We start from the raw sequence: 20,924 nt of genomic DNA on the forward strand, positions 1-20,924 counted from the left end.
GGTTCTCACCAATCTGCCGAGATGACGACGGAGTCGAGGTACAGGAAGTTGCGCTGGCCGCTGAGGGTGCGCACCGAGAAGTAGAAGTTCAGAAGGTTCTCGAGCGAGCCGTAGCGATCGTCGTAGATCGGCACGGGCACCTCGGACCAGTCCATGAGCCGGTCGTTCAGCTGGACCTCGACGTTCTTGCGCCGCTCGGTGTCGATCACCCAGCGCAGGTAGTGCCAGTTCACCTTCGTGGGGACCTCGTTCATGCACAGCTCCTGGGGCTGCCCGTAGGTCCGCCAGTCCTCCGGGTTCGGTGCGGTGAAGTCGGTGGCGTAGGGGTAGTCGACCTTTCCTTCGTAGTGCTCGCGCGGGGTGGGTTCCGGCACCACCGGGTACCGCCACTGGCGCAGCATGTTCCCCTGCTCGTCGGCGTTCTGGTAGCGGACGACGGTGTGGTAGCGCACCCCGTCGTCCCCGCACAGGTCGGTCGCCACGGTGAAGGCGCCGAACTGGGCCTCGGAGGGGTGGCGGTTCCCGTCCCATTCCATGTCCCCGAAGCCGTCCTCGGCGTCCGGGTCGACGACGGCCTCGGCCTTGTAGGCGAGGTAGGCCTCGATCTGCAGCAGGCCGCGCCCGCTCATGGTGAGGCGTCGGATCCCGGTGGCGGTGTGCCCGGGGTGGGGGCGGGTCGCGAGCTTGAGCGCGTAGGTCCCGGACATCGCGCCGTGGGTGCCGACGTCGAAGAAGTTGCAGCTGGACAGCTGAGGTGGGCGGAAGTCGCGGAAGTGCCGATCGAGCGAGCCGTACTCACCCTTGCCGTTGTAGTTGCCGCCGAGCTCGACCCAACCGTGCAGGCCGGTGTCGAAGTCGTCGTGCGCGAGGATCCGCGGCAGCGGACGGAACTTCGAGAGCTGTGGATCGCTGCTCCGGATCGCGTCCCGCAGGGCGGCGGCGGTGTCGGCGGGCTGTGCTGGTGTGGTCATGCCCGGCAACATTAGGGATCACGTTATCTAACGTCAAGGGGTTACGTTCCACGGTTGATTGGTCTACTGTGCTCAGCACTCCCTCGGAAGGAAGACGATGACGACTTCTCCGCGCCTCTCGCGCGCCACCTTCGCCTCGACCGTCGGCACCGCTCTGGAGTGGTACGACTTCTCGCTCTACGGCACCGCCTCGGCCCTCGTGTTCGCGCACGTGTTCTTCCCGTCGGGCAACGAGTTCGCGGCGACGCTCGCCTCCCTGGGCACCTTCGCCGTGGGCTTCTTCGCGCGGCCGATCGGCGGCATCATCATCGGGCTGCTGGGGGACAGGGTCGGCCGGCGCCAGATGCTCTTCGTGACCCTGCTGCTGATGGCCGTGTCCTCCACGGCGATCGGCCTGCTCCCCACGCATTCCTCGATCGGCATCTGGGCGCCCGTGATCCTGGTGGTGCTGCGGATCTTCCAGGGACTCGGCGCCGGTGGCGAATATGCCGGCGCCATGCTGCTCTCCGCCGAGCACGCCGTGGACGAGCACCGAGGACTCAACGCCGCGATCCCCAGCCTGGGCAACGCCATAGGGGCGCTCCTGGCCACGGCCGTCTTCTTCGTCACGGAGAGCGCGCTGACCCAGGAGCAGTTCCTCGCTTGGGGATGGCGGATCCCGTTCCTGCTGAGCTTGGTCCTCGCGATCGCGGCCTTCATCATCCGTCTTCGCGTCTCCGAAAGTCCGGAGTTCCAGGCTGCCGGCGGCGCTCCTCGCACGCAGCGCATCCAGCTCCTCGAGGTGCTCCGGCGAGGGGGCCGACGCATTCCGCTCGCCATGCTCATGAGCATCGCGCCGAACGTGCTGTCCTATTTGCCGTCCGTCTACGCGCTCACCTACCTCGCGAATCAGGTGGGCGCCCCGGCGGGCGTGGGCCTGCTGGGCGTGATCATCGCCAACGCTCTCAAGATCGTGACGGTCCCGATCGCGGGGTGGCTGAGCGACAGGTTCGGTGGACGGATCATCATGATCATCGGGTCGCTGGCGGGTGCTGTCCTGGTCTTCCCCTTCTTCGTGATGCTCGATACCGGGACGCCCGTGGTCATCTGGGCGGCCTTCGTCCTGATCTTCACCCTGTGCTGCGACATGACCCTCGCCTCCCAGGCGACGATGCTCAGCACCCTGTTCGAGGTGGACGTCCGCTATGCCTCCGTGACGTTCAGCCGTGAACTGATCGGTGCGATCGTCGGCGGCAGCATCCCCTTCGTCGCGGCCGCGCTGACCGGAGCACTCGACGGCCGGCCGTGGCTCGTCGCCGCCTACTGCGCGGTGCTCTGCGCGATCTGTGCCGCGGGGACCTGGGCGCTCCCGGAGCAGAAGCAGTCACCTGCCGGAGACGGGCGGCGAGTGACCGTGTGATCCCGGTGCGCGGCCGAATGCGGCTGCCCGCTCAAAAGAGCACCCGGGCGGCGCCCCGGAGTCGCGCCCGTACGGTGGAGCCTCCGGTGCCAGGCTCCGGAGCACTGTCGAGGATCTACGGGGGACCGCGATGTTCGCGAGCGAGGACGCTCCACCGAGAGGAGCATCTGGGATGAGGAACCGAGCAGCGGTGATGTCCGCGATCGGGGCGCTCGAGACCCGCGGCGTCCCCACCGGCTGCCGGGAGGTCCGATGAGCGTCGAGCTCGAGACGACGACGAGCACCGTCCGCGGCGCAGCGCCACCGCCGGCGGATCGCGCCGCCGCGCAGCGGAAGCGCCGACGACGCGGCTACGCACTGTTCGCCGCGTTCGCCTTCCCGAATCTCGCGCTGATCGCGGTCTTCGCCTACTGGCCGATCATCGCCAATCTCTACCTGAGCCTGACCAACTGGGACTTCATCTCTCCGGAGCCGTTGTTCATCGGGCTGACCAACTACACCTCCCTGCTGGCCTCGCCCTCCTTCCACAAGGTGCTGTGGGTGTCGCTGGTCTGGGTCGTGGTGGTGGTCGGCATCAGCCTCGTGCTCGGCGTGCTGCTGGCCGCCTTGTTCTCGAAGAAGCTCCCCGGCACCTCCGTGGTCACCGGCATCGTGTTCACGCCGCACGTGGTCTCAGGGGCCGCTATCGCCGTGGTGTGGCTGTTCATCTTCGATCCGAACTACGGGCTGGCCCGTGTGCTCTTCAACCTCGTCGGCGCGGATTCGCCCAACTGGACCACCGATGCCGACTGGGCACTGCCCGCGCTGCTGATCGTGTCCATCTGGAAGGGCGTGGGCTTCGTCGCCATCGTCTACCTCGCCGGGATCCAGGGCCTGCCCTCCGACGTGCTCGAAGCCGCTCGCCTCGATGGTGCGGGCCCGGTGCAGGTCTTCCTCCGGGTGATCCTTCCGCTGCTCTCGCCGACCACGTTCTTCCTGGTCATCACCCAGACCATCGCGGCGTTCCAGGCCTTCGACATCATCGCGATCATGACGGACGGCGGCCCCGCGTCCTCGACGACCACCCTCAGTTGGTTCATCTACGAGCAGGCCTTCATGCGGTCGAACGTCGGCTATTCCGCCGCCGCCGGCACCGTCATGTTCGTGATCCTGATGGTCATCACGGCGCTGCAGTTCCGGTTCGTCGAGAAGAAGGTGCACTACTGATGGCGAACCCCACCACCACGCGGCCCTCGCCGCCCCCGAACCGTGCAGCGGCGTCCGGGGATCCCGGCGCCCCGCCCGGCCCTCGTCGTCGGCCCAGTGCCCTCCGGCGCAACTGGTGGGGTCTCCTGCTGCTCATCGCGGTGGGACTGGTCTTCCTGATCCCGCTGTACATGCTGCTGACCACCGCGTTCAAGACGAACGCGGAGATCTACACGTGGCCCCTGAAATGGCTGCCCAGCCAGTTCACCGGCGACAACCTCGCCCAGGCGTGGGAGATCGCCCCGTTCGGCGCGTTCATCAAGAACTCCCTGATCGTCACCGCCGTCGGCGCGACCCTCAAGGTGGTGCTCGCGATCTTCGCCGCGTATGCCTTCGCGTTCCTGCCGTTCCCGGGCAAGAAGTGGCTGTTCGTCGCCATGCTCGGAGCGCTCATGGTGCCCGGGCACGTGACGCTGCTGGTCAACTACATCACCATGGGCAACCTGGGGATGATCAATACCTACGCCGGTCTGATCCTGCCCGGAGTGGCCTCGGCCTTCGGGACGTTCCTGCTGCGCCAGCACTTCCTGTCCCTGCCGTCGGAGGTGTTCGAGGCCGCCGAGGTCGACGGCGCCGGCCACCTGCGCAGGCTTCTCTCGTTCACCCTGCCGATGTCGATCCCGGCCGTGGCCACGGTCGCACTGGTCGCCGTCATCGACGAGTGGAACAACTTCGTGTGGCCGCTGATCATCACCAACTCGGTCAACATGCGCACCCTGCCGATCGGGCTGATGTACCTGAAGTCCAATGACGGCCTGACCAACTGGGGCGTCCTCATGGCGGGCACGCTCATCGTCGTGCTGCCCATGCTGCTGGTCTTCCTCTTCGCCCAGCGCTACATCGTCACCGGGCTCACCGGTGCCGCTGCCGGCAATGGCCGCTGAGCGCCGCACCGTGCGCCGAACCCGACCCAGGAGAGCCATGCATCCCACCCGTCCGCGCCCGCGCTCCACCGGCGCGCCCGCCCCGTCCCGTCGGCACCTCCTGGGCGCCGGCCTCGTGGCTGCGGGCGTCCCGCTGCTCGGGGGCTGCTTCGGTCTCGGTGACACCACCGGACTCGTCCTCGAGCAGCCCGGTGGTGATGTGCCGGAGCAGTTCAAGGACCGCCAGCGGGTGGTCATCTGGAGCTCGTACACCGAGCACAACGCCGAGGTGATCCAGGCGAACCTCGACGCCTTCCACGAGGAGCAGGACGACATCTTCTGCGAGGTGCAGATCTTCGACAGCTACGAGGGTGTCGAGTCCAAGCTCGCCGCGAGCCTGCAGGCCCGTCAGGTCCCGGACATCGCCGTCCTCAGCGACGTGATCTGGAACCGCTTCTACCTCGCCGAGACTCTCGAGCCGCTGACCGGATATTTCGACGACTCCTTCGGCACCGACAGCTTCCATGACCGATTCCTCGCCGAGGGCACCGTGAAGGACGACATCTGGTGGATCCCGTTCGGTCGCTCCACGCCGCTGTTCTACTACAACCGCGAGGTGTTCGCCGCCGCGGGGCTTCCCGACCGGGCCCCCGAGACCTACACCGAGTACGCCGAGTGGGGGCGCGAGCTCGCCGGCTTCACGTTCGAGGGCAACGAGGTCGCGATGCGCGGGTACATCGGCGGTGACGACTGGTACTTCCAGGGATCGATCTGGGCGTTCGGCGGCGCCTACTCCGACGGCCTGACGATGACGCTGACGACGGACGAGTCGATCGCCGCGCTCGAGTACGACCGGGCGTTCATCCACGACGACAACTCCGGTTACCTGGCAGCCGATGCCAAGGGCGACTTCGTCTCCGGGGCCTGCGCCAGCGTGCTGGAATCGACGGGCTCCCTCTCCGGGATCAAGGAGGCCGCGACCTTCGATTTCGGCTGCGGCTTCCTGCCTCGGGAGGAGGGCGCCGGCGTCCCGACCGGTGGGGGAGGGCTGTCGATCATGAAGTACGCCTCCGAGCAGCGCAAGCAGGCCGCCTGGGAGGTCATCAAATACCTCAGCAGCGGCGAGGCCTCGGTGAACTGGACGCTGGGCAGCGGCTACGTGCCCACGACGAAGGCGGCGATGGAGTCCCCCGAGATCGCAGCCCGCGCCGCCGGGGATCCCAACTACCAGGTCGCCATCGACCAGCTGGAGATCGCCCAGGGTCCCGACGTCGCACGCCGCTACGTGCCGGAGACGTTGGTCGAGGCGAAGGACGCCATCCAGTCGGTCTACTCGGCAGGCGAGAACGCCGAGGACGTGCTGATCCGGATGGAGAAGGAGCTCGAGCCCGCCATCGACCGGGTCCGGGAGAAGTACGAACAGAGAGTGGGAGAGTAGGCCATGGCAAGGATGCTGATCGTGGGACATCGAGGCGCGATGGCGCATGCGCCGGAGAACAGTCTGGAGTCGTATGCGCTGGCGGAGGAGATCGGCGTCGACGAGATCGAGCTCGACGTACGGCTCAGCGCCGATGAGGAGCTTTTCCTCCTGCACGACGCGACCCTCGACCGCACGGCGGGGGACGACTCGGCGCGCGGCCGCGGACCCGCCGCGGAGATGACTCTCGCCGAGCTGCAGGCGGTGGTCCTCGACTCGGGCCGCGGGGTGGTCTCGCTCGCGGAGATGTACGACGCGACCAGTACGGTCATCCAGCTGGAGATCAAGGCCCCGGAGACGGTGAAGCACCTGGCGGACTTCTTCGCCGCCCGTCCGGAGGCCGCTGCTCGCACCTACCTGATGAGCTTCGATGCGGATGCGCTGCGGGAGGCCTCGGAGCGGATGCCCGACATCCGTCGCGGCATCATCCGACACAGCGTGGAGACGGCGAATGCTTTCGACGGCGGGTGGGAAGGACTCGTCAAGTACACGCGGGCCTCCCGCTTCGCCACCGGGTTCGAAGGGCTGAGCGAGGAGATCGCCGACGCGGTCCGCGAGCGCGGGCTCGAGCTGCACGTGTGGCCGCTGCGCACGATCGAGCACATGCGCCGGGCCGTGGCACTGGGCGCCGACGGCACCACCTCGGATGATCCGGCGACCGCCCAGCAGTGGCTGCGCGAGGTCGGCCCCTGAAAGCTTTCCAGGGGTGCACATATGCGGCGTTAACATGCACCTGTGAGCGCATCGTTGTCCCTGGACCAGCAGATTCTCCACGTCTACGTCGCCGTGCAGAACCTCGCCCATGGCCGCACGGTCAACGAGATCGCTGCGGAGATCGGGAAGTCGCGCTTCGTGACCGCCCGTATGGTCCGACGGGCTCGCGATCTCGGCCTCATCGAAGTGCGGGCGACGGTGGAGGACCCGATCGACGTCGAGCTCTCCACGCGGCTCGCCCAGAGCTATGGCCTTCAGTCCGCCCTCGTCGTGGCCTCCCGGTCCGCTCAGGTGCTCGAGGTGCGCAGGGCGATCGCCTCCATCACGGCGCGGTACCTCCAGGACACGGTGGTCGAGGACGACGTCCTCGGCTTCACCCCGGGCCGGACGCTCGTGCTCGCCTCCCGGGCGGTCCCGTCACTGCCCTGGGCCGATGTGGTGCAGCTGACGGGGGTGGGCTGGTCCCGTCTGGAGGACGGCGTCGAGGTGATCTCGAACATCGGCCGTGCCACCGGGGGCGCCACCTACCCGCTGTACGTGCCGATCCTCATCGACCCGGAGGCCCGGCCGATCCTCAGGCATCCGGTGATCAAGGAAGCGATGGGGCGGTTCCGCCACGCCACCAAGGCGTTCCTCACCATCGGCGGCTGGCCGGATTCCTCGCTGCTGGCGCAGATCCTCACGGAGAGCGGGGAACGGGAGGCGTTCGAGGCGCGCGGCGTGGTGGCCGAGATCGGCACCAATCTGCTCGACATCGACGGGAACTCCGTCAGCGGCCTCGAGAACCGATTCATCGGCATCTCGGAGAAGGATCTGCTCGACGTGCCGCTGCGGGTCGCGATCGGTGGCGGGGCAGGCAAGGAGCGCGCGGTCCTGGCCACCCTGCGCTCCGGGCTGGCCCACGTGGTCATCACCGATGTCCGCTCCGCCGAGCTGGCCCTGGTGGCGCAGGAGGGGTGACGGCGCAGGCGGCGGGGTATTGCGTGCCGTCTGTGGATCCGACCTTTCTGCATGTGGTCCTTGTCACACCCGGCGAGGCGTCGTAGTGTCGGTCTACGCGCAGCGTCTACGCGAGTAGATGCGAGGGGCGAGCACAATCGCTATCGAGGAAGTGGCCCATGTCCAGAGCCCTCAGGGCTACAGACGATCATGATGTCCCCCAGGGGCCTGCGGAACCCGACCTTGCCTCCGGTCGTCCCGTCCGTGGCGCGCGGAGGGTGACTCGCGCCGACGTGGCCCTCGCTGCAGGGACGTCCACTGCCGTGGTCAGTTATGTGCTCAATGACGGTCCTCGGCCGGTCGCTCCCGCGACGCGGCGCCGGGTGCTCGAGGCGGTTGCGGCCACGGGGTACAGACCGGACAGCATCGCCAGGGCTCTCGCGTCGGGAGCAACGCGGACACTCGGACTCATCGTCCCGGACCTGTCCAACCCCTTCTTCACCGCGCTGGGCCACTCCTTGGAGGACGTGGCCTCGAATGTCGGGCTGGTCTTCCTGCTCGGCGATTCCGCCGAGGATGCGGTGCGCCAAGAGGATCTCATCCAGAGCTTCATCAGCCGTCGTGTCGACGGCCTGGTCGTGGTGCCGGTCGACGAGGAGACCGAACTGTCCTCCGCGCGGGATGCCGGAATCCCTGTCGTACTGCTCGATCGGACTCTGGCGGAACCCGAGATCAGCACCGTCGGCATCGACAACGTGGAAGCTGCCCGCGTCGCCACCGAGCACCTCATCGGCCATGGGCGTACGGACATCGGCCTGGTGAGCGGACCGAGCTCCCTCGTCACTGCCGAAGCTCGTGCACAGGGTTGGGAGGTCGCTCTTCGCAGCGCCGGACTCCCGGTGGATCCCCGCCGGGTGCATCGCACCGGGTTCGACCGTCGGGGCGGCTACCTCGCCGGCCTCGAGCTGTTCTCTTCGGACGTCCCCGTCGACGCGGTGTTCGTCGCGAGCGAGCAGCAAGCCGTCGGCCTTCTCCGTGCTGCCCATGAGAGGGGCACTCGGGTACCCACTGATACCGCAGTGGTGGCTGTCGACGGCACCGAGGCCTCGGAATACTGCGTGCCGTCGCTGTCGACCATCTCGCAACGGTTCGACGAACTCGCTTCCCACGCACTCGAGTTGGTCCGGGTCCCGCGGAGTCGGGCACGCAGCATAGTCTGCGATTTCGATCTCGTCCGTCGCGCTTCGTGCGGGTGCACAGAAGCCACCTCCGACCAGGGAGGTTCCGACCGATGACCATTGGCCGCAGGACAGTGCTCGCAGCGCCCCTCGCGGCGACAGGTCTGCTCGCCGGGTGCTCCTCAGGGGCCGGCGACGAGAACACGCTGACCTTCCTGAACGCCCACAGCGGTGCCTACGACAACGTCGTCGAGGCCTTCGAGGACGCGCACCCCGGAGTGCGCATCGAGCTCCAGAGCGTTCCCTTCGAGCAGCTGGTCGAACAGATCCAGGCGCGCCTGGCATCCGGCGACTCGAGCATCGACGTGATGTCGGTGGACCCTCCGCGCCTCGCCGGGATGGTGGAGCAGGGATTCCTGACCGATGAGTCTGCGCACGTGGACGCCATGCGCGAGAACGCGAGCGACGTCGGCATCAACTCGATCACGGCGCAGGACCGTCAGTGGGCCTACCCCCTGTGGACCAGCGACAACTTCCTCTTCTATCACCGGGGCGTGCTGGAGGCCGCAGGCGTGGACCTGCCCGGACGCTCCTCGGAGGACCGACTCACCTGGGAGCAGGTCCTGGACGTGGCACGAGCGATGATCGACGGTGGGCAGACTCGTTACGGCCTCGCGATGGATCAGGTCAACCGGTACTACGCCGTGCAGCCGATGATCGAGTCCTTCGGCGCGAGCCCGGGACTCGTAGGCGAGGACAGCCTCTCTCCAGCCGTCGACGCGCCCGAGTGGATCGCCTTCGGGCAGTGGTACGCAGATCTCTTCGCCTCCGGTGTGATGCCCCGCGGAGTCGACCCCGCGCAGATGGTGGACCTGTTCCGCTCGGGACAGTCGGCTTTCCTGCTCGGCGGCGCCTCGGGCATCGGGGAGCTCGCCGAGGGGGACTTCGCCTCCGCCTGGGACATGGCGCCCCATCCGTACTTCGAGGACGGTCCGATCGTCACTCCCACCGACTCCTGGGCCATCGGTATCAGCTCGTTCAGCACGAAGCAGGACCTCGCCCGAGAGTTCGTGCAGTTCGCGACCCTCGACCCGGAAGGGGCGCGCCTCTCCTCGAGCATCCTGAGCCTTCCGCCCGTGAACCCGACCGCCTTCGAGTTCTACGTGGAGGACCTCACCGCCCTCGCGCCCCATCAGACGAAGGGCTTCGCTGAGCTCTTCCGGACGGACAGCGACGAATACGCCCGCCACCGCCCGACGAGCGTGGGCTACGTGCAGTTCGAGAACACGATGAACGACGCCTTCACCGACCTGAGCACCGGCGCGGACGTCACTCGGGTCCTGACCGATGCACAGCAGACGCTCGAGCGACAACTCGCACGGCAACGAGAGCTCGCCAAGAGCGACGACAACCGCTGAGCGAAGGAGCTCCCATGTCCACGAACACCTCGGTGACGGGCGCCGTCCGTGCCGCGACCCGGCGCCGGCGGGCCGCTCGGAGATGGCGGGCCGCGATCCCGTTCCTGCTTCCCGCGATCGTCCTCCTGCTGTTGCTCCGCGTCGTGCCCACCATCCAGGCATTCGGTGAGGCCGTGCCGCTGGGCAGCGAACGCTCCCCGCTGTCCAACTTCGCCTACATCTTCAGCGACCCGTCGTTCTGGAACTCGGTCCGGGTGACGCTGCTGTTCGCCGTCGTCATCAATCCGCTGCAGATCGCTCTGGCCCTCGGCCTCGCGGTGCTCCTGACGCGACAGTTGCCCCTCGCAGGTCTCTGGCGCACTCTGCTGCTGCTGCCGATCGCGGTACCGCAGGTCGTCTCGGCGATCGTGTGGCTGGTCCTGCTCCGGCCCGACGGTCCTCTCAACGGCATCGCCACGGCGCTCGGGCTCCCGTCGGTCCCCTGGCTCACCGAACCCGGCTGGTCCCTGGGGTCGGTCATCATCGTGTGCTCGTGGGTGGGCGTCGGCTACTGGATGACGTTCCTGGTGACCGGGATCCGGGAGATCCCGGAGTCTCTTTACGAAGCGTCCGCGATCGACGGGGCGGGACCTTGGCGCCAGTTCTGGAACATCACGATCCCCGGATTGCACAGACCGCTCCTGTTCGTCCTCGTCGCGGACACCGTCTCCAACTTCCTCGTCTTCGCTCCAGTCCGCGTCCTCACCCAGGGCGGACCGCAAGGCAGCACCGACCTGATCATGTACAACATCTCCGAACGTGCGTACGCGTTCGGAGACACGCAAGCCGCGTCCGCGGCGACGATCGTGCTCATCGTCATCGTGGTCGCCGTCGTCGCCGTCCAGTTCCGCCTGCTCCCGGGGAACGAGTGATCATGACCGACTTCGCCACCACTCGCGAACGCCGCACGGGCCGGCGGTCGCTGCTCATCGCGATCCCCGTCGCCCTCGTCTCGATCGCCCCGCTGCTGTGGGCGGTGATCTCCTCCGTGCGTCCCGGGGAGGACGTGTTCCGCTACCTCTCGCCGATCAGCTGGCGCACGGTCGTCCCCGAGAACTTCACCCTGTCCAACTACCTCGAGGTCCTGTCCGGGTCGTTCTCGCTCGCGCTGCTGAATTCCGTGGTCGTCGCCTTCTTCAGTGTGACCTTGGGACTCGGAGTCGCCGCTCTGGCAGCCTTCGCGCTCGCGTGCCTCGACTTCCCGGGGCGCTCTGTCGTCTTCGCCGTCATGGTGGTCTCGTTCCTGGTGCCGTTCGAGGCGATCGCCATCCCTCTGTCCACGACCTTCCGTGACCTGGGCCTGTCGAACACGTATGCGGGCCTGGTCCTCCCGGCTCTCGGCAACGGATTGTCGATCTTCCTGCTGCGTCAGTTCTTCCTGGGTATCCCCGCCTCCCTCGGCGAGGCTGCACGCCTCGACGGCCTGAGCTGGTTCGGGGTGTTCCGCAGGATCTACCTCCCGCTCTCGCGCGGGCCGCTGATCGGCGCCGGCCTCATCCTGTTCGTCTTCCAGTGGCAGTCCTTCCTGTGGCCGCTCCTGGTCGCCCCCGCGCCGGACGTCCGCGTCGCTCCGGTCGCGATCGCCGACTTCGCCCAGGAGACCGGGGTCGACTTCGGCCAGATGTTCGCCGCCGCGATCCTCACGGCCGTCATCCCCCTCCTCCTGCTGCTGTTCTTCCAGCGCCACTTCACCGGATCCGCCTCGACCTCAGGGAGCAAAGAATGACCCCCACGACCACCACCGACCGCGTCATCCTGGATTGCGACCCCGGTAACGGAGTGCCGGCCACCGATATCGACGACGGTCTCGCCCTGGGCCTGCTGCTGGCGTCCCCACGGATCCGCGTGGAGGCGGTCACGATCGTCACCGGCAACACCCACCGCGACGTCGGCTACCGGGTGGCCCGGACGATGCTCGAGGACATCGGGGTCGACATCCCGGTCCACGCCGGCTCCGCCGAAGCGCTCGTCGAGCCGTCCGGACCCTGGGCGATCCGACGTGAGGAGAACAGAGCCTCCGAGGAGGCGGCGGCCCTGTGGGACGGCGTCGATCAACCGAGGAACTTCGAGCCGGCGCACCGGTACGACGCCGCGGCGGAGATCGTGCGTCGCATCAGCGCGGAGCCCGGGGAGATCACGCTCGTGGCCGTGGGCCCGCTGACGAACATCGCCCATGCGCTGCAGCTTCGCCCGGAGATCGCGCGCGAGGCGAAGCGCATCGTCATCATGGGAGGGGCGTTCGATGTCCCCGGTTTTCTGCAGGAGCTCAACTTCGGCATCGACCCGGAGGCCGCGCGAATCGTCCTGTCCAGCGGCGCGGACATCACCCTCGTCCCGCTCGACGTGACGATCCGTACGACGCTGACTCTCGAGGACATCGCCCGGCTGCGCAAGGTGCGGACGCCTCTGGCGCAGTACCTCTCCGCCACGACGGAGCCCTGGATCCGGTACTGCGAGATGGCGCGCGACCTGCCCGGCTGTCGCTTGCACGATCCGTTGGCCGCGGCCTTCCTCCTCGAGCCGGGACTGGTGAGGACCGAGAGCTGCTCGGTCGACGTGCAGTTGGGGGGAATCGTGCGTTCGCGACCGGTTCGGTGGAACGCGGACGAGGTCAAGCTGGCGACGGGCATCGCGCTCCCGGAGACGCCGGAGATCTCGGTCGTGGTCGACGTGGACAACGCCCGTCTCGTCGACCTGCTCCTGGACGTGCTGTCCCAGGACGATGCGGCCCTCCACCGCGCAGCGGATCGGTGAATCTCGCCGAGCCGCCGGTCCGCGGGGTCCCGGCGCCGGGCTGAGCGGTTCGGGCTCCGTGCGGGCAACTGGCCCCCTGAGCCGCGGTGCCCGTGCTCGGGAAATTCCGGCTCCGACCATTCCTCCACACGACACGCCGCAGGTCTTCGCCGGATCTGCGCACCGGTCGTGAAGGTCGGCACGAGGGCCCGGCCGAACCCGCTTTCCCAGGTGATATCGCATTACAGTGCGGACTCGGCACGGTGGTGACCGACGGCGGAGGCGAGGCGAGCGCTCGCGAGCGCTGCTCCGGGTCCCACAGCGCCGATCAGTTGGCAGTGATCCGGCCGTTCGTGAGGAGTCTCCATGGAGTCCGCCCCGCCTTCGCAGGCACCGTCCCCGGACGTCCAGCCCGCGCCAGCGCCCGTGCCGGCTCGCTCACCCGGGTGGCGCGGACTGGTGGTGATCGGTCTCGCGGTGGTGATGCTCGCGCTGATCGTGAGCAACTGGGTCCCGGGCGTGGTGGGAACCATCGGCTCGGTCCTGCTTCCCTGGCTGGTGATCCCGCTCGTCCTCACCCTGGTCATCGCGCTGTGGACGGCGCGTCGCAGCGCGGCAGCGCTGTTGGTCCCGGCGCTGGTCTGGGGCGTGGCGATGGCTCCGGCCCTGCCGCACCCTGGCCCGGATGCGGGGGACGAGTCGATGGTCGTCATCGCGCAGAACGTGCGCGCCGAATCCGGGACGGCCGCCGAGTCCGCCCGGGCCGCCGTCGAGGCCGGTGCGGCGGTCATCGCCCTCACGGAGCTCGACGCCGACAGTCGTGATGCGGCGCGCGCAGCCCTCGATGAGGCCTACCCGTACCAGTACGGGGTCGGGACGGAGGGGGTCTGGAGCCAATATCCGCTCGGGGAGGGAGAGCCGCTCTCACTGGGGCTGGGGTGGAAGCGGGCCGCGCGCGTCACCGTCGAGGCCCCCGCCGGGGACGTCGCGCTGTACCTGGTGCACGCCGCGTCCGTGCGCCTCGGTGAGCAGGAGGGCCGCGACACCATGCTCTCCGAGGTCGCCGACGTGGTCGCCGCGGATTCCTCGGAGCGGATCCTCGTGGTCGGGGATTTCAACGCCGCCCCCACGGATCCCGCGCTGCGCCCGCTGCGCGCCGCTGCGGACTGGGTGCGGCCGACGGGGATCTCGCCGGGGTTCACCTGGCCCGCGGAGGCGCCCGTCGCCCGGATCGACCACGTCTTCGTCAGCGGTCTCGACGTCACCTCCGCGACCTCCTTCCGGGCCGGCCAGAGCGACCACCTCGCGACGAGGACGGCCCTGACCTTCCCGGCGTGAGGTGCCGCGCGGAGGTGGGGTCCGGGAGCGCTGTGTGAGGCGGCTGCCCGTGAGCAGAGCGCGATGCGGGACTGCCGGCGTGACGTCGTGAAAGGTACCGCGATTGTGGAACTTTCTGCGTCGCGGGGTGGGGTGCGCGGGGCCGCGGGTGCTCGGTCACGGGCTGCCTGCGCGACGTCGTGAAAGGTGCCGAGATACTGGAACCTTCTGCGTCGCGGGGTGGGGTGCGAGGGGCTGGGGGCGCTCAGTCACGGGCTGTCGGCGCCACGTCGTGAAAGGTGCCGCGATCGTGGAACCTTTTGCGTCGTGGAGTGGGGTGCGCCGGGCCGCGGAGAGGGGTGCCGAGTCGTGGAGAGGGGTGTGCGTCGAGGCCCGGAGCGGGGTGTTCGCCTCACCCGGGCAGGACGTCGCTCGGCCGCGGGTACGACGGCTGCGCCCCGCCCCGCGTCACGGAGTACGCCCCCACCCGCACCGCCAGACGGCACGCATCCTCCACCCTCTCGCCGCGGGCGAGCCCCAGGGCGAGTGCGCCGACGAAGGCATCGCCCGCCCCGGTGGTGTCCACAGCGTGGACCCTCGGGGAGCTGATCTCCGTGGTCGTGGCGTCGACGCTCACCAGTGCGCCGCGCGCGCCGCGGGTCATGACGACGGATCGCACACCGGCCTCGCGCAGTCCGCGCACGGTCCCCGCATCCTCCTCCGGGGCCGTGTCGCCCGTCAGCGCGGTCAGCGCGAGGCGCCCCTCCGGCTCGTTGACGACCAGGGGATCCGCCGTGGCGAGCGTGCTCACGGCGACGTCGATCACCGGGGCGAGGTTCAGCAGGAACCGCGTGCCGGTGGTCGCGCAGAGCTGTGCGATCTGGTCCACGGCCAGCGCCGGGATCTCCCCCTGGGAGACGACGAGGTCGCTCGCGGCCACGGCATCTCCGAGCTCGCGCACGTGCTCGGGGGTCCAGGAGCCGTTCGCCCCCGGGATGATCACGATGCTGTTCTCGCCGGCTTCGTCGACGGTGACGACCGCCAGCCCGGTCTCGACGTCCGGCATCTGGTCGGTGGCGCTGAGGTCCGCCCCGGCGTCCCGCAGCAGGTCGAGGGCGAGGTCCGCGTCCGCCCCGATCCCGGTGCGGCCCGCGAAGCGGACGTCACCGCCCAGTCGGGCGGCGGCGCAGGCCTGGTTGGCGCCCTTCCCGCCCGGTGAGCGGCGCGATCCGGTGCCGGCGAGGGTCTCGCCCGGCTCCGGATGCCGGACCACGCTCAGGACGAGGTCGACGTTCACGGAGCCGATGACGAGGATCCAGCCCTCGGCCTCCTCGTTCCGCGCGGTCACTGCCGCTCCCTTCCGCCGAGGTATCGCTGGGGGTTGCTCGTGATGAGCTGCTCGGCCCGAGCCCGCTCGACGCCGCGCGCCGCCAGCAGCTCGAGGAACACCGTCGGCACGGGGAGGAACCCGTTGCCGCCCATGCCGGCCCACATCTGCTTGAGGAACAGGTCGTGGCTGAGCAGGATCTGGTCGCCGTACCCGAGCTCGACCAGCCGGGCGACGGCGTCGGCGGTGTCGGTGATTGCGGGGGAGGCGCCCTCGCCGGGGAAGGTGATGTCCAGCCCGATCATGTCGAACTCGAGCCACACCCCGCGATCCAGGAGGCGTCGCTGGTAGTCGACGTCGGCCCCGGAGGGATCGCTGTGGGCGAGGGAGAGCTGCGAGGGATCCGCGCCCATCTCCGCCACGGCGATGTCGAGCACCTCCTCGCCCCGGCGCTGCCAGCCGGGCAGATGGATGTTCAGCGCGGTGCCGGGGCTGTCGTGCTGGGCGAGCGCCGCGGCCCGGAGGCTGCTGCGCTCGCCGTCGGTGAAGCCGGGGGAGACGCCGACCTCTCCGATCATGCCGGCGCGCACGCGCTGGTCGCCGACGCCGTCGCGCAGCTCGGTGAGGATGAGCTGTGCCTGTTCGTCGATCCCGGAGGCCGAGATCCGGTCCCCTTCGAACTTCTCCAGGTAGGGGCCGGTGGACATCACGACATGCAGGCCCGTCTGCTCGGAGAGACGGACGAGGTCGGCCGGGGAGCGTCCGATCGCCGGGGAGCCCGTGGCGTCGACGATCGTGCCTCCGCCGACGCCCTGGAAGGCGACGACCTCGGCGCGCACCTCCGCGAGATCCTTCGGGGCGACGTTGTCCGCGCTGCAGTACGGGTCCTGCCTCAGCGCCCACTGCAGGGATGGTTCGACGGCGCGGCCGGGAAGGATCCGGCTGAAGGGATAGGACGGGTCGACGAGGCATCCGCTGAGGTCGTTGAACAGATGCTCGTGGGGGAGGACCACGCCGAGATCCTCGGCCGCCACGGCACCAGTCACCGTCTGCACGGAGCGGGGCGCGGCCGTCATGAGCGGACCTCCTGGGACTCGGGCTCGGAGTCCGGCTCCTGACCGTCGTGCGCGCCCATCTGGCGCGGTGCCTCATCATCCCGCACGTGCTTCGAGGGGATCATCGCGATCGCGGAGGCGCACAGGGCCACCAGGGCGCCGAGGACCGTCACCACGTGGACGACCCCCATGCCGGGCAGCAACGAGTCGATGAGGATCGAGCCGACGAGCTGGCCGGCCGTGGAGGCGAGGGCGAGCAGCAGCAGACCCAGTCGTCGCACCAGGAGCGCCATCAGGGCGATCGAGGCGAGGCCGAGCGGCCCGCCGAGGTACATCCACCAGGTGTCCGGCAGGGCGAAGCTCGCGTGACCGGTGCTCATCCGGATCAGGAACGCGACCGTGAGGAATGCGAAGCCGATGAGGAAGTTCCAGGTGATCGAGACCAGCATCGAGCCGGCCAGCTTCCCGATGTTCGAGTTGCCGGCCGGCTGCCAGCCGGCGAGCAGTCCGCCCGCGAAGGGCAGGACGATCAGGGCCAGCGCATGGGGGGTCTGGAAGTTCGGCGAGACGACCAGGACGGTCGCGACGACGGCCAGCAGGGCTCCGACGAGGCGGAAGACGCTCAGCGCCTGCTTGAACGGGATGCCGATTCCGAGCCGGTCGCACACCACGCCGGAGATGACCATGCCGGAGATCAGCGCGGTCTGGAAGGTCGCGACGCCCAGCGCTCCCACGGAGATCCCCTCGGACAGCACGATCATCGCGCCGCACAGGCCGGCGAAGAAGTTCGGCCACGGGATCGTGCCGCGACGGAGGTGACCCGGCAGGGCCAGGAAGGCGCGACGGGTCGAGGGGCGCGGCAGGATGATCACCAGCATCAGCAGCAGACCGCTGCCGAAGGAGACGATCGAGGCCAGGTGCCCGTCGCCGAGGTCGGCGCCGAGACGTCCGTTGACGGCGGACTGCATCGGCCCGAGCGTCCCGGCCAGCACCGTGAACAGCACGAAGAGGCCGACGGAGGCGGTCTTCGCCACCGGCGGGCGGTCGTGGACGACGTTGTCCGGGGAGGTGGTCATGGTCAGTCCTCCGTGTCCTGGGTCCCGGCGAGCCATGTCATGGCCTGGCCGAACAGGGAAGCGTAGCCGTCCCACTCCATGAATTCCGAGGGCGCCCAGTGCGGGGAGACGTCCGAGGCGAAGGCGAGGGTGCGGCCGGCGCCGACGGCGCGGACCGTGAGCAGCGGGTCGCCGTCGACCTCGGCCAGGACGGTGGCGTCGGGCTTCGCCACCAGCTGCTGGTAGCCCAGCAGGATCGGCCAGGTCTGATCGAGGCCGGCCACGACGGGATGGTCGCTGCCGGTCAGGCGGCCGTGGACGCCCTGCGGCGCCTCGATGCGGTCGTCCCAGCGGTGGATGTCCACCGGCAGGATCTCCTCGATCGCGGTGCCCGCGTAGTTCGCCTTCGCACCGAACCCCTGGAAGGAGAGGTAGCCGCCGGCCATCATCAGTCCGCCGCCGTCGCGGACCCAGTCGCGCAGCAGGTGCAGGCGGTTGGGGGCCGGCCTGCCCCCGTCGAAGACCTGGGGCGGCAGCAGCAGCGTGTTGGAGCCGACGTCGGAGAGCAGGACGACGTCATAGGCGTCGAGCTCTTCGCGGCTGAGCGGGAACTGCTCGGCGACGTCGTGGGAGCGCAGGTGCGTGACGTCGTGGCCACCGTCGCGCAGCACCTCGAGGAGCTGTGCGCAGCCGATCTGCACCTGGGTGTGGGGGAAGGGGTCGTACCCCTTGTGGTCGATGGTGGCGCTCACCCATGACTCCCCGGCCAGCAGAACCTGTGCCATGTGTTCCTCCTCGAACTCGCGATACGGTGTGTTGCGCAACGATTGCGCAAAGCTTGTGCGGGTCGACGATAGGCCCCCGGCGTTCTGAGGGCAAGCCGTTCCCGCGTACCCTGTCGGCGCAGCGCAACTGGAAGGGGCCCCATGTCGATCTCCGCCGTCGCCCGCGAGGCGGGCGTCTCGACGTCGACCGTCTCGCGCTTCGTGAAGGGGCAGCTGCAGCTGAGCGCCGAGACCGAGGCGCGCATCCGCGCAGCCATGGAGGCCACCGGGTTCTCGGCGCCGCACAGCGAGGTCAAGAACCTCGCGCTGATCATCCCCGAACTGGCGAACCCGTACTTCGCGCAGTTGACGCAGGCCCTCACGGACGCTGCTCACCACCGCGGGCTGGAGGTCTCCGTGTTCGTCTCGGACGGTCTCGAGACCCGTGAACACAGGATCGTGGCGCAGTGCGCCCACGGCGGCGGCACGGGTGTCGACGCCGCCGTGTTCGTCTCGATGACCGGCAGCAGCGCCGTCCTCGTCGACGTCCCGGAGGACTTCCCGTTCGTCGTGCTCGACGAAGGGCTCGACGGCTCTCTCGCCGAGCGCCGGGCCTTCGTCGGGGCCGACAACTTCGAAGGCGCCTACCAGGCCACGACCTTCCTGCTCAGCCGTGGCCACCGGCGCATCGCGCACGTCGCCGGCCCCGGTGAGCTGGGGTCCGCCCGCGACCGGCTGCGCGGATACCTGCGGGCGCTGCGCGACGCCGGTCTCGAGACGGATCCCCAGCTGGTGCTCGAGGGGCCGTACTCGCAGTCCTTCGGAGCGAGCGCCCTGTCGCGGGTGCGGCGACTGGCCGATCCACCGACGGCGGTCTTCGCCGCGAGCGACATCGTGGCGGTCGGCATGGCCGCGGCCGCGCCCATGCACGGCGTGCGCCTGCCGGAGGATCTCTCGCTGATCGGCTTCGACGGGATCGAGCAGGGGGCCTGGGTGACCCCGCGGCTGAGCACGGTCGTCCAGCCGCTCGCCGAGCTGGCCCGCACCGCGCTCGACCTGGTGGATGCGGTGAGCGCAGGCGCCGAGCCGACGACGCGACTGCTGCCGATGGAGCTGCGGATCGCGGAATCGGTCGCGGGGCCCCTGCCCTCAGCGACCTGAGAGCAGCACCTGGGCGAACAGGTCTGCGGCCTCCGTCAGCTGGTCGATCTCGAGGTGCTCGTCCACGGAGTGCATCTGCGTCGGATCGCCCGGACCCCAGACGACGACCGGCACGTCCGGCCGGAAGCCCTGCATGACCGAACCATCGGTGAAGTAGGTGACGGGGGAGGGGTCCGCGAGAGCGGGCAGCTCGCGCACGAAGGGATGATCCGGGTCGGTGCGCAGCGCCGCGAGATCGAGGATCGTCTCGACCTCGTCGATCCCGTCCACCGCGCGCCAGTGCGCGAGCAGCGGCGCCGAATCGGCGATGGTGCGCTGGTCCAGGGTCGCGACCGCCGTCGCGGGCACGATGTTCGTGGCGTCGCCGCCGTCGAACGTGCCGATCGAGGCGGTCTCCGCCCCGAGCACCTCGTCGCGGCGCAGCGGCACCGACGCCGCGGCGGGGCCCAGCGCCCCCGCGAGTCGGAGCACGGCGTTCACCCCGCGCTCCGGGGCGGAGCCGTGCGCCGCCCGCCCGCGGGAGATCAGCCGCAGCCAGCAGGCCCCACGATGGCTGCAGCGCACGCTGAGCCCCGTGGCCTCGGGGATGATGATGCCGCTCAGGTCGAGTTCTGCCAGGATCCCGCCGGTGCGCTGGGCACCGAGCGAGCCGATCTCCTCGTCGGCCGTGAGCAGCAGATGCCCGCTCGCGCCCTCCGTGGCGGCGCGCACCAGGGCGGCGGCCGCCGCGGCGAGCCCGCCCTTCATGTCCACGCTTCCCCGTCCGTGCAGCAGGCCCTCCTCCTGGTCGCCGCCGAGCGGGTCGCGCGACCACCGCTGGGCATCGCCCACCGGCACGGTGTCGGTGTGGCAGGCGAACAACGGAGCGGGGCCGCCCGGGCCGACGGTCAGCAGCGTCCACGGACGCTCCTCGCCCCCGGTGCGGATCCGGGCGTCGGGGACGTGCTCACGGACGACCTCGGCGACGTGCCGCTGGACCGCGCGCATCCCGTCGCCGTCGGCGGACGGGCTGGGGATGCGGATGAGGTCCGACGCGAGGGTGAGGGGGTCGATCAACGGTGCCTCCCGGCTGGGTGAGGGGTGGGGCGGCGGATCGTGCCGGGCGGTGTCGCCCGGACGTATGCAGCGAGGGTACCGGCGTGACGGCTGCGTAAGCGTGGGGCTCGGGCGAGGAACGAGGGCCTACACGTAGCGGCGCGATAAATTTATCAAGCCTAGCCAGCCGTGATAAATTTATCGTCATGCGCACCCCTCTCGATTCCCCCTTCA

General features: G+C 69.4%; 19 protein-coding genes. 13 read left to right on the forward strand and 6 right to left on the reverse strand.

Annotated elements, in window-relative coordinates; genetic code table 11:
- Positions 1-5: 5 nt before the first annotated feature.
- Positions 6-971: a DUF6772 family protein gene (locus JOF43_RS06530; protein WP_209900429.1), complete on the reverse strand. Its 966-nt coding sequence runs from the start codon at positions 969-971 to the stop codon at positions 6-8.
- 97 nt (positions 972-1,068) lie between these two features.
- Here JOF43_RS06530 and JOF43_RS06535 point away from each other — a divergent pair, with 97 nt between their 5' ends.
- The 12 genes from JOF43_RS06535 (at position 1,069) to JOF43_RS06590 (ending at position 14,314) form a co-directional block, all read left to right on the forward strand.
- Complete coding sequence (locus tag JOF43_RS06535; RefSeq protein ID WP_209900431.1) at positions 1,069-2,370, forward strand: MFS transporter; 1,302 nt, start codon at positions 1,069-1,071, stop codon at positions 2,368-2,370.
- Between the two features lie 252 nt (positions 2,371-2,622).
- A complete protein-coding gene (locus JOF43_RS06540) occupies positions 2,623-3,576 on the forward strand; it encodes a carbohydrate ABC transporter permease (protein ID WP_209900432.1) in 954 nt (317 codons plus the stop codon).
- Positions 3,576-4,499: a carbohydrate ABC transporter permease gene (locus tag JOF43_RS06545; RefSeq protein ID WP_209900434.1), complete on the forward strand. Its 924-nt coding sequence runs from the start codon at positions 3,576-3,578 to the stop codon at positions 4,497-4,499. The genes JOF43_RS06540 and JOF43_RS06545 overlap by 1 nt, the downstream gene beginning before the upstream one ends.
- Before the next feature lie 37 nt (positions 4,500-4,536).
- Positions 4,537-5,916, forward strand: a complete 1,380-nt coding sequence (locus JOF43_RS06550) for an ABC transporter substrate-binding protein (protein ID WP_209900436.1) — start codon at positions 4,537-4,539, stop codon at positions 5,914-5,916.
- A 21-nt stretch (positions 5,917-5,937) separates the two neighbouring features.
- Positions 5,938-6,648: a glycerophosphodiester phosphodiesterase gene (locus JOF43_RS06555; RefSeq protein WP_209900438.1), complete on the forward strand. Its 711-nt coding sequence runs from the start codon at positions 5,938-5,940 to the stop codon at positions 6,646-6,648.
- A gap of 42 nt (positions 6,649-6,690) precedes the next feature.
- A complete protein-coding gene (locus tag JOF43_RS06560) occupies positions 6,691-7,629 on the forward strand; it encodes a sugar-binding transcriptional regulator (protein WP_209900440.1) in 939 nt (312 codons plus the stop codon).
- 257 nt (positions 7,630-7,886) lie between these two features.
- Positions 7,887-8,903, forward strand: coding sequence for a LacI family DNA-binding transcriptional regulator (locus JOF43_RS06565; RefSeq protein ID WP_209900441.1), 1,017 nt, complete (start codon positions 7,887-7,889; stop codon positions 8,901-8,903).
- Complete coding sequence (locus JOF43_RS06570; RefSeq protein WP_209900443.1) at positions 8,900-10,204, forward strand: ABC transporter substrate-binding protein; 1,305 nt, start codon at positions 8,900-8,902, stop codon at positions 10,202-10,204. Before JOF43_RS06565 ends, JOF43_RS06570 begins: the two co-directional genes overlap by 4 nt.
- A gap of 14 nt (positions 10,205-10,218) precedes the next feature.
- Complete coding sequence (locus JOF43_RS06575) at positions 10,219-11,115, forward strand: carbohydrate ABC transporter permease (protein WP_209900445.1); 897 nt, start codon at positions 10,219-10,221, stop codon at positions 11,113-11,115.
- A gap of 2 nt (positions 11,116-11,117) precedes the next feature.
- Positions 11,118-11,969, forward strand: coding sequence for a carbohydrate ABC transporter permease (locus tag JOF43_RS06580; RefSeq protein ID WP_209900447.1), 852 nt, complete (start codon positions 11,118-11,120; stop codon positions 11,967-11,969).
- Entirely contained in the window at positions 11,966-12,997 is a 1,032-nt protein-coding gene (locus tag JOF43_RS06585; RefSeq protein WP_209900449.1) for a nucleoside hydrolase, read from the forward strand. The genes JOF43_RS06580 and JOF43_RS06585 overlap by 4 nt, the downstream gene beginning before the upstream one ends.
- Before the next feature lie 345 nt (positions 12,998-13,342).
- Positions 13,343-14,314, forward strand: a complete 972-nt coding sequence (locus JOF43_RS06590; RefSeq protein ID WP_209900451.1) for an endonuclease/exonuclease/phosphatase family protein — start codon at positions 13,343-13,345, stop codon at positions 14,312-14,314.
- A gap of 391 nt (positions 14,315-14,705) precedes the next feature.
- Here the strand turns inward: JOF43_RS06590 and JOF43_RS06595 are convergent, their stop codons facing one another.
- The 4 genes from JOF43_RS06595 to JOF43_RS06610 are packed head-to-tail and all read right to left on the reverse strand — an operon-like array spanning position 14,706 to position 18,515.
- Positions 14,706-15,641 (reverse strand): ribokinase, encoded by a 936-nt coding sequence (locus tag JOF43_RS06595; protein ID WP_209900453.1) that lies wholly within the window; start codon positions 15,639-15,641, stop codon positions 14,706-14,708.
- Positions 15,638-16,696 carry a phosphotriesterase family protein gene (locus tag JOF43_RS06600; protein WP_209900455.1) on the reverse strand — a complete coding sequence of 353 codons (1,059 nt, stop codon included), beginning with the start codon at positions 16,694-16,696 and terminating at the stop codon, positions 15,638-15,640. The genes JOF43_RS06595 and JOF43_RS06600 overlap by 4 nt, the downstream gene beginning before the upstream one ends.
- Positions 16,693-17,751, reverse strand: a complete 1,059-nt coding sequence (locus JOF43_RS06605; protein ID WP_209900457.1) for a DMT family transporter — start codon at positions 17,749-17,751, stop codon at positions 16,693-16,695. Before JOF43_RS06605 ends, JOF43_RS06600 begins: the two co-directional genes overlap by 4 nt.
- Before the next feature lie 2 nt (positions 17,752-17,753).
- A complete protein-coding gene (locus JOF43_RS06610) occupies positions 17,754-18,515 on the reverse strand; it encodes a glutamine amidotransferase (protein ID WP_209900459.1) in 762 nt (253 codons plus the stop codon).
- 141 nt (positions 18,516-18,656) lie between these two features.
- Between JOF43_RS06610 and JOF43_RS06615 the strand changes: the two genes are divergently transcribed.
- Complete coding sequence (locus JOF43_RS06615) at positions 18,657-19,655, forward strand: LacI family DNA-binding transcriptional regulator (RefSeq protein WP_209900461.1); 999 nt, start codon at positions 18,657-18,659, stop codon at positions 19,653-19,655.
- On the opposite strand, the gene JOF43_RS06620 is transcribed toward JOF43_RS06615, so the two are convergent.
- Positions 19,644-20,711: a M20 family metallopeptidase gene (locus JOF43_RS06620; RefSeq protein ID WP_209900463.1), complete on the reverse strand. Its 1,068-nt coding sequence runs from the start codon at positions 20,709-20,711 to the stop codon at positions 19,644-19,646. The genes JOF43_RS06615 and JOF43_RS06620 overlap by 12 nt on opposite strands.
- Between the last annotated feature and the right edge of the window lie 213 nt (positions 20,712-20,924).

The sequence above is a fragment of the Brachybacterium sacelli genome (assembly GCF_017876545.1).
Taxonomy (GTDB): Bacteria; Actinomycetota; Actinomycetes; order Actinomycetales; family Dermabacteraceae; genus Brachybacterium; species Brachybacterium sacelli.

What these genes read in the sequence shown, in the direction of transcription:
- JOF43_RS06570 (WP_209900443.1), top strand. Translation starts at nt 8,900, where the DNA reads ATGACCATTGGCCGCAGGACAGTGCTCGCAGCGCCCCTCGCGGCGACA.
- JOF43_RS06580 (WP_209900447.1), top strand. Translation starts at nt 11,118, where the DNA reads ATGACCGACTTCGCCACCACTCGCGAACGCCGCACGGGCCGGCGGTCG.
- JOF43_RS06605 (WP_209900457.1), bottom strand. Translation starts at nt 17,751, where the DNA reads ATGACCACCTCCCCGGACAACGTCGTCCACGACCGCCCGCCGGTGGCG.
- JOF43_RS06530 (WP_209900429.1), bottom strand. Translation starts at nt 971, where the DNA reads ATGACCACACCAGCACAGCCCGCCGACACCGCCGCCGCCCTGCGGGAC.
- JOF43_RS06585 (WP_209900449.1), top strand. Translation starts at nt 11,966, where the DNA reads ATGACCCCCACGACCACCACCGACCGCGTCATCCTGGATTGCGACCCC.
- JOF43_RS06615 (WP_209900461.1), top strand. Translation starts at nt 18,657, where the DNA reads ATGTCGATCTCCGCCGTCGCCCGCGAGGCGGGCGTCTCGACGTCGACC.
- JOF43_RS06545 (WP_209900434.1), top strand. Translation starts at nt 3,576, where the DNA reads ATGGCGAACCCCACCACCACGCGGCCCTCGCCGCCCCCGAACCGTGCA.
- JOF43_RS06610 (WP_209900459.1), bottom strand. Translation starts at nt 18,515, where the DNA reads ATGGCACAGGTTCTGCTGGCCGGGGAGTCATGGGTGAGCGCCACCATC.
- JOF43_RS06600 (WP_209900455.1), bottom strand. Translation starts at nt 16,696, where the DNA reads ATGACGGCCGCGCCCCGCTCCGTGCAGACGGTGACTGGTGCCGTGGCG.
- JOF43_RS06535 (WP_209900431.1), top strand. Translation starts at nt 1,069, where the DNA reads ATGACGACTTCTCCGCGCCTCTCGCGCGCCACCTTCGCCTCGACCGTC.
- JOF43_RS06550 (WP_209900436.1), top strand. Translation starts at nt 4,537, where the DNA reads ATGCATCCCACCCGTCCGCGCCCGCGCTCCACCGGCGCGCCCGCCCCG.
- JOF43_RS06590 (WP_209900451.1), top strand. Translation starts at nt 13,343, where the DNA reads ATGGAGTCCGCCCCGCCTTCGCAGGCACCGTCCCCGGACGTCCAGCCC.
- JOF43_RS06575 (WP_209900445.1), top strand. Translation starts at nt 10,219, where the DNA reads ATGTCCACGAACACCTCGGTGACGGGCGCCGTCCGTGCCGCGACCCGG.
- JOF43_RS06540 (WP_209900432.1), top strand. Translation starts at nt 2,623, where the DNA reads ATGAGCGTCGAGCTCGAGACGACGACGAGCACCGTCCGCGGCGCAGCG.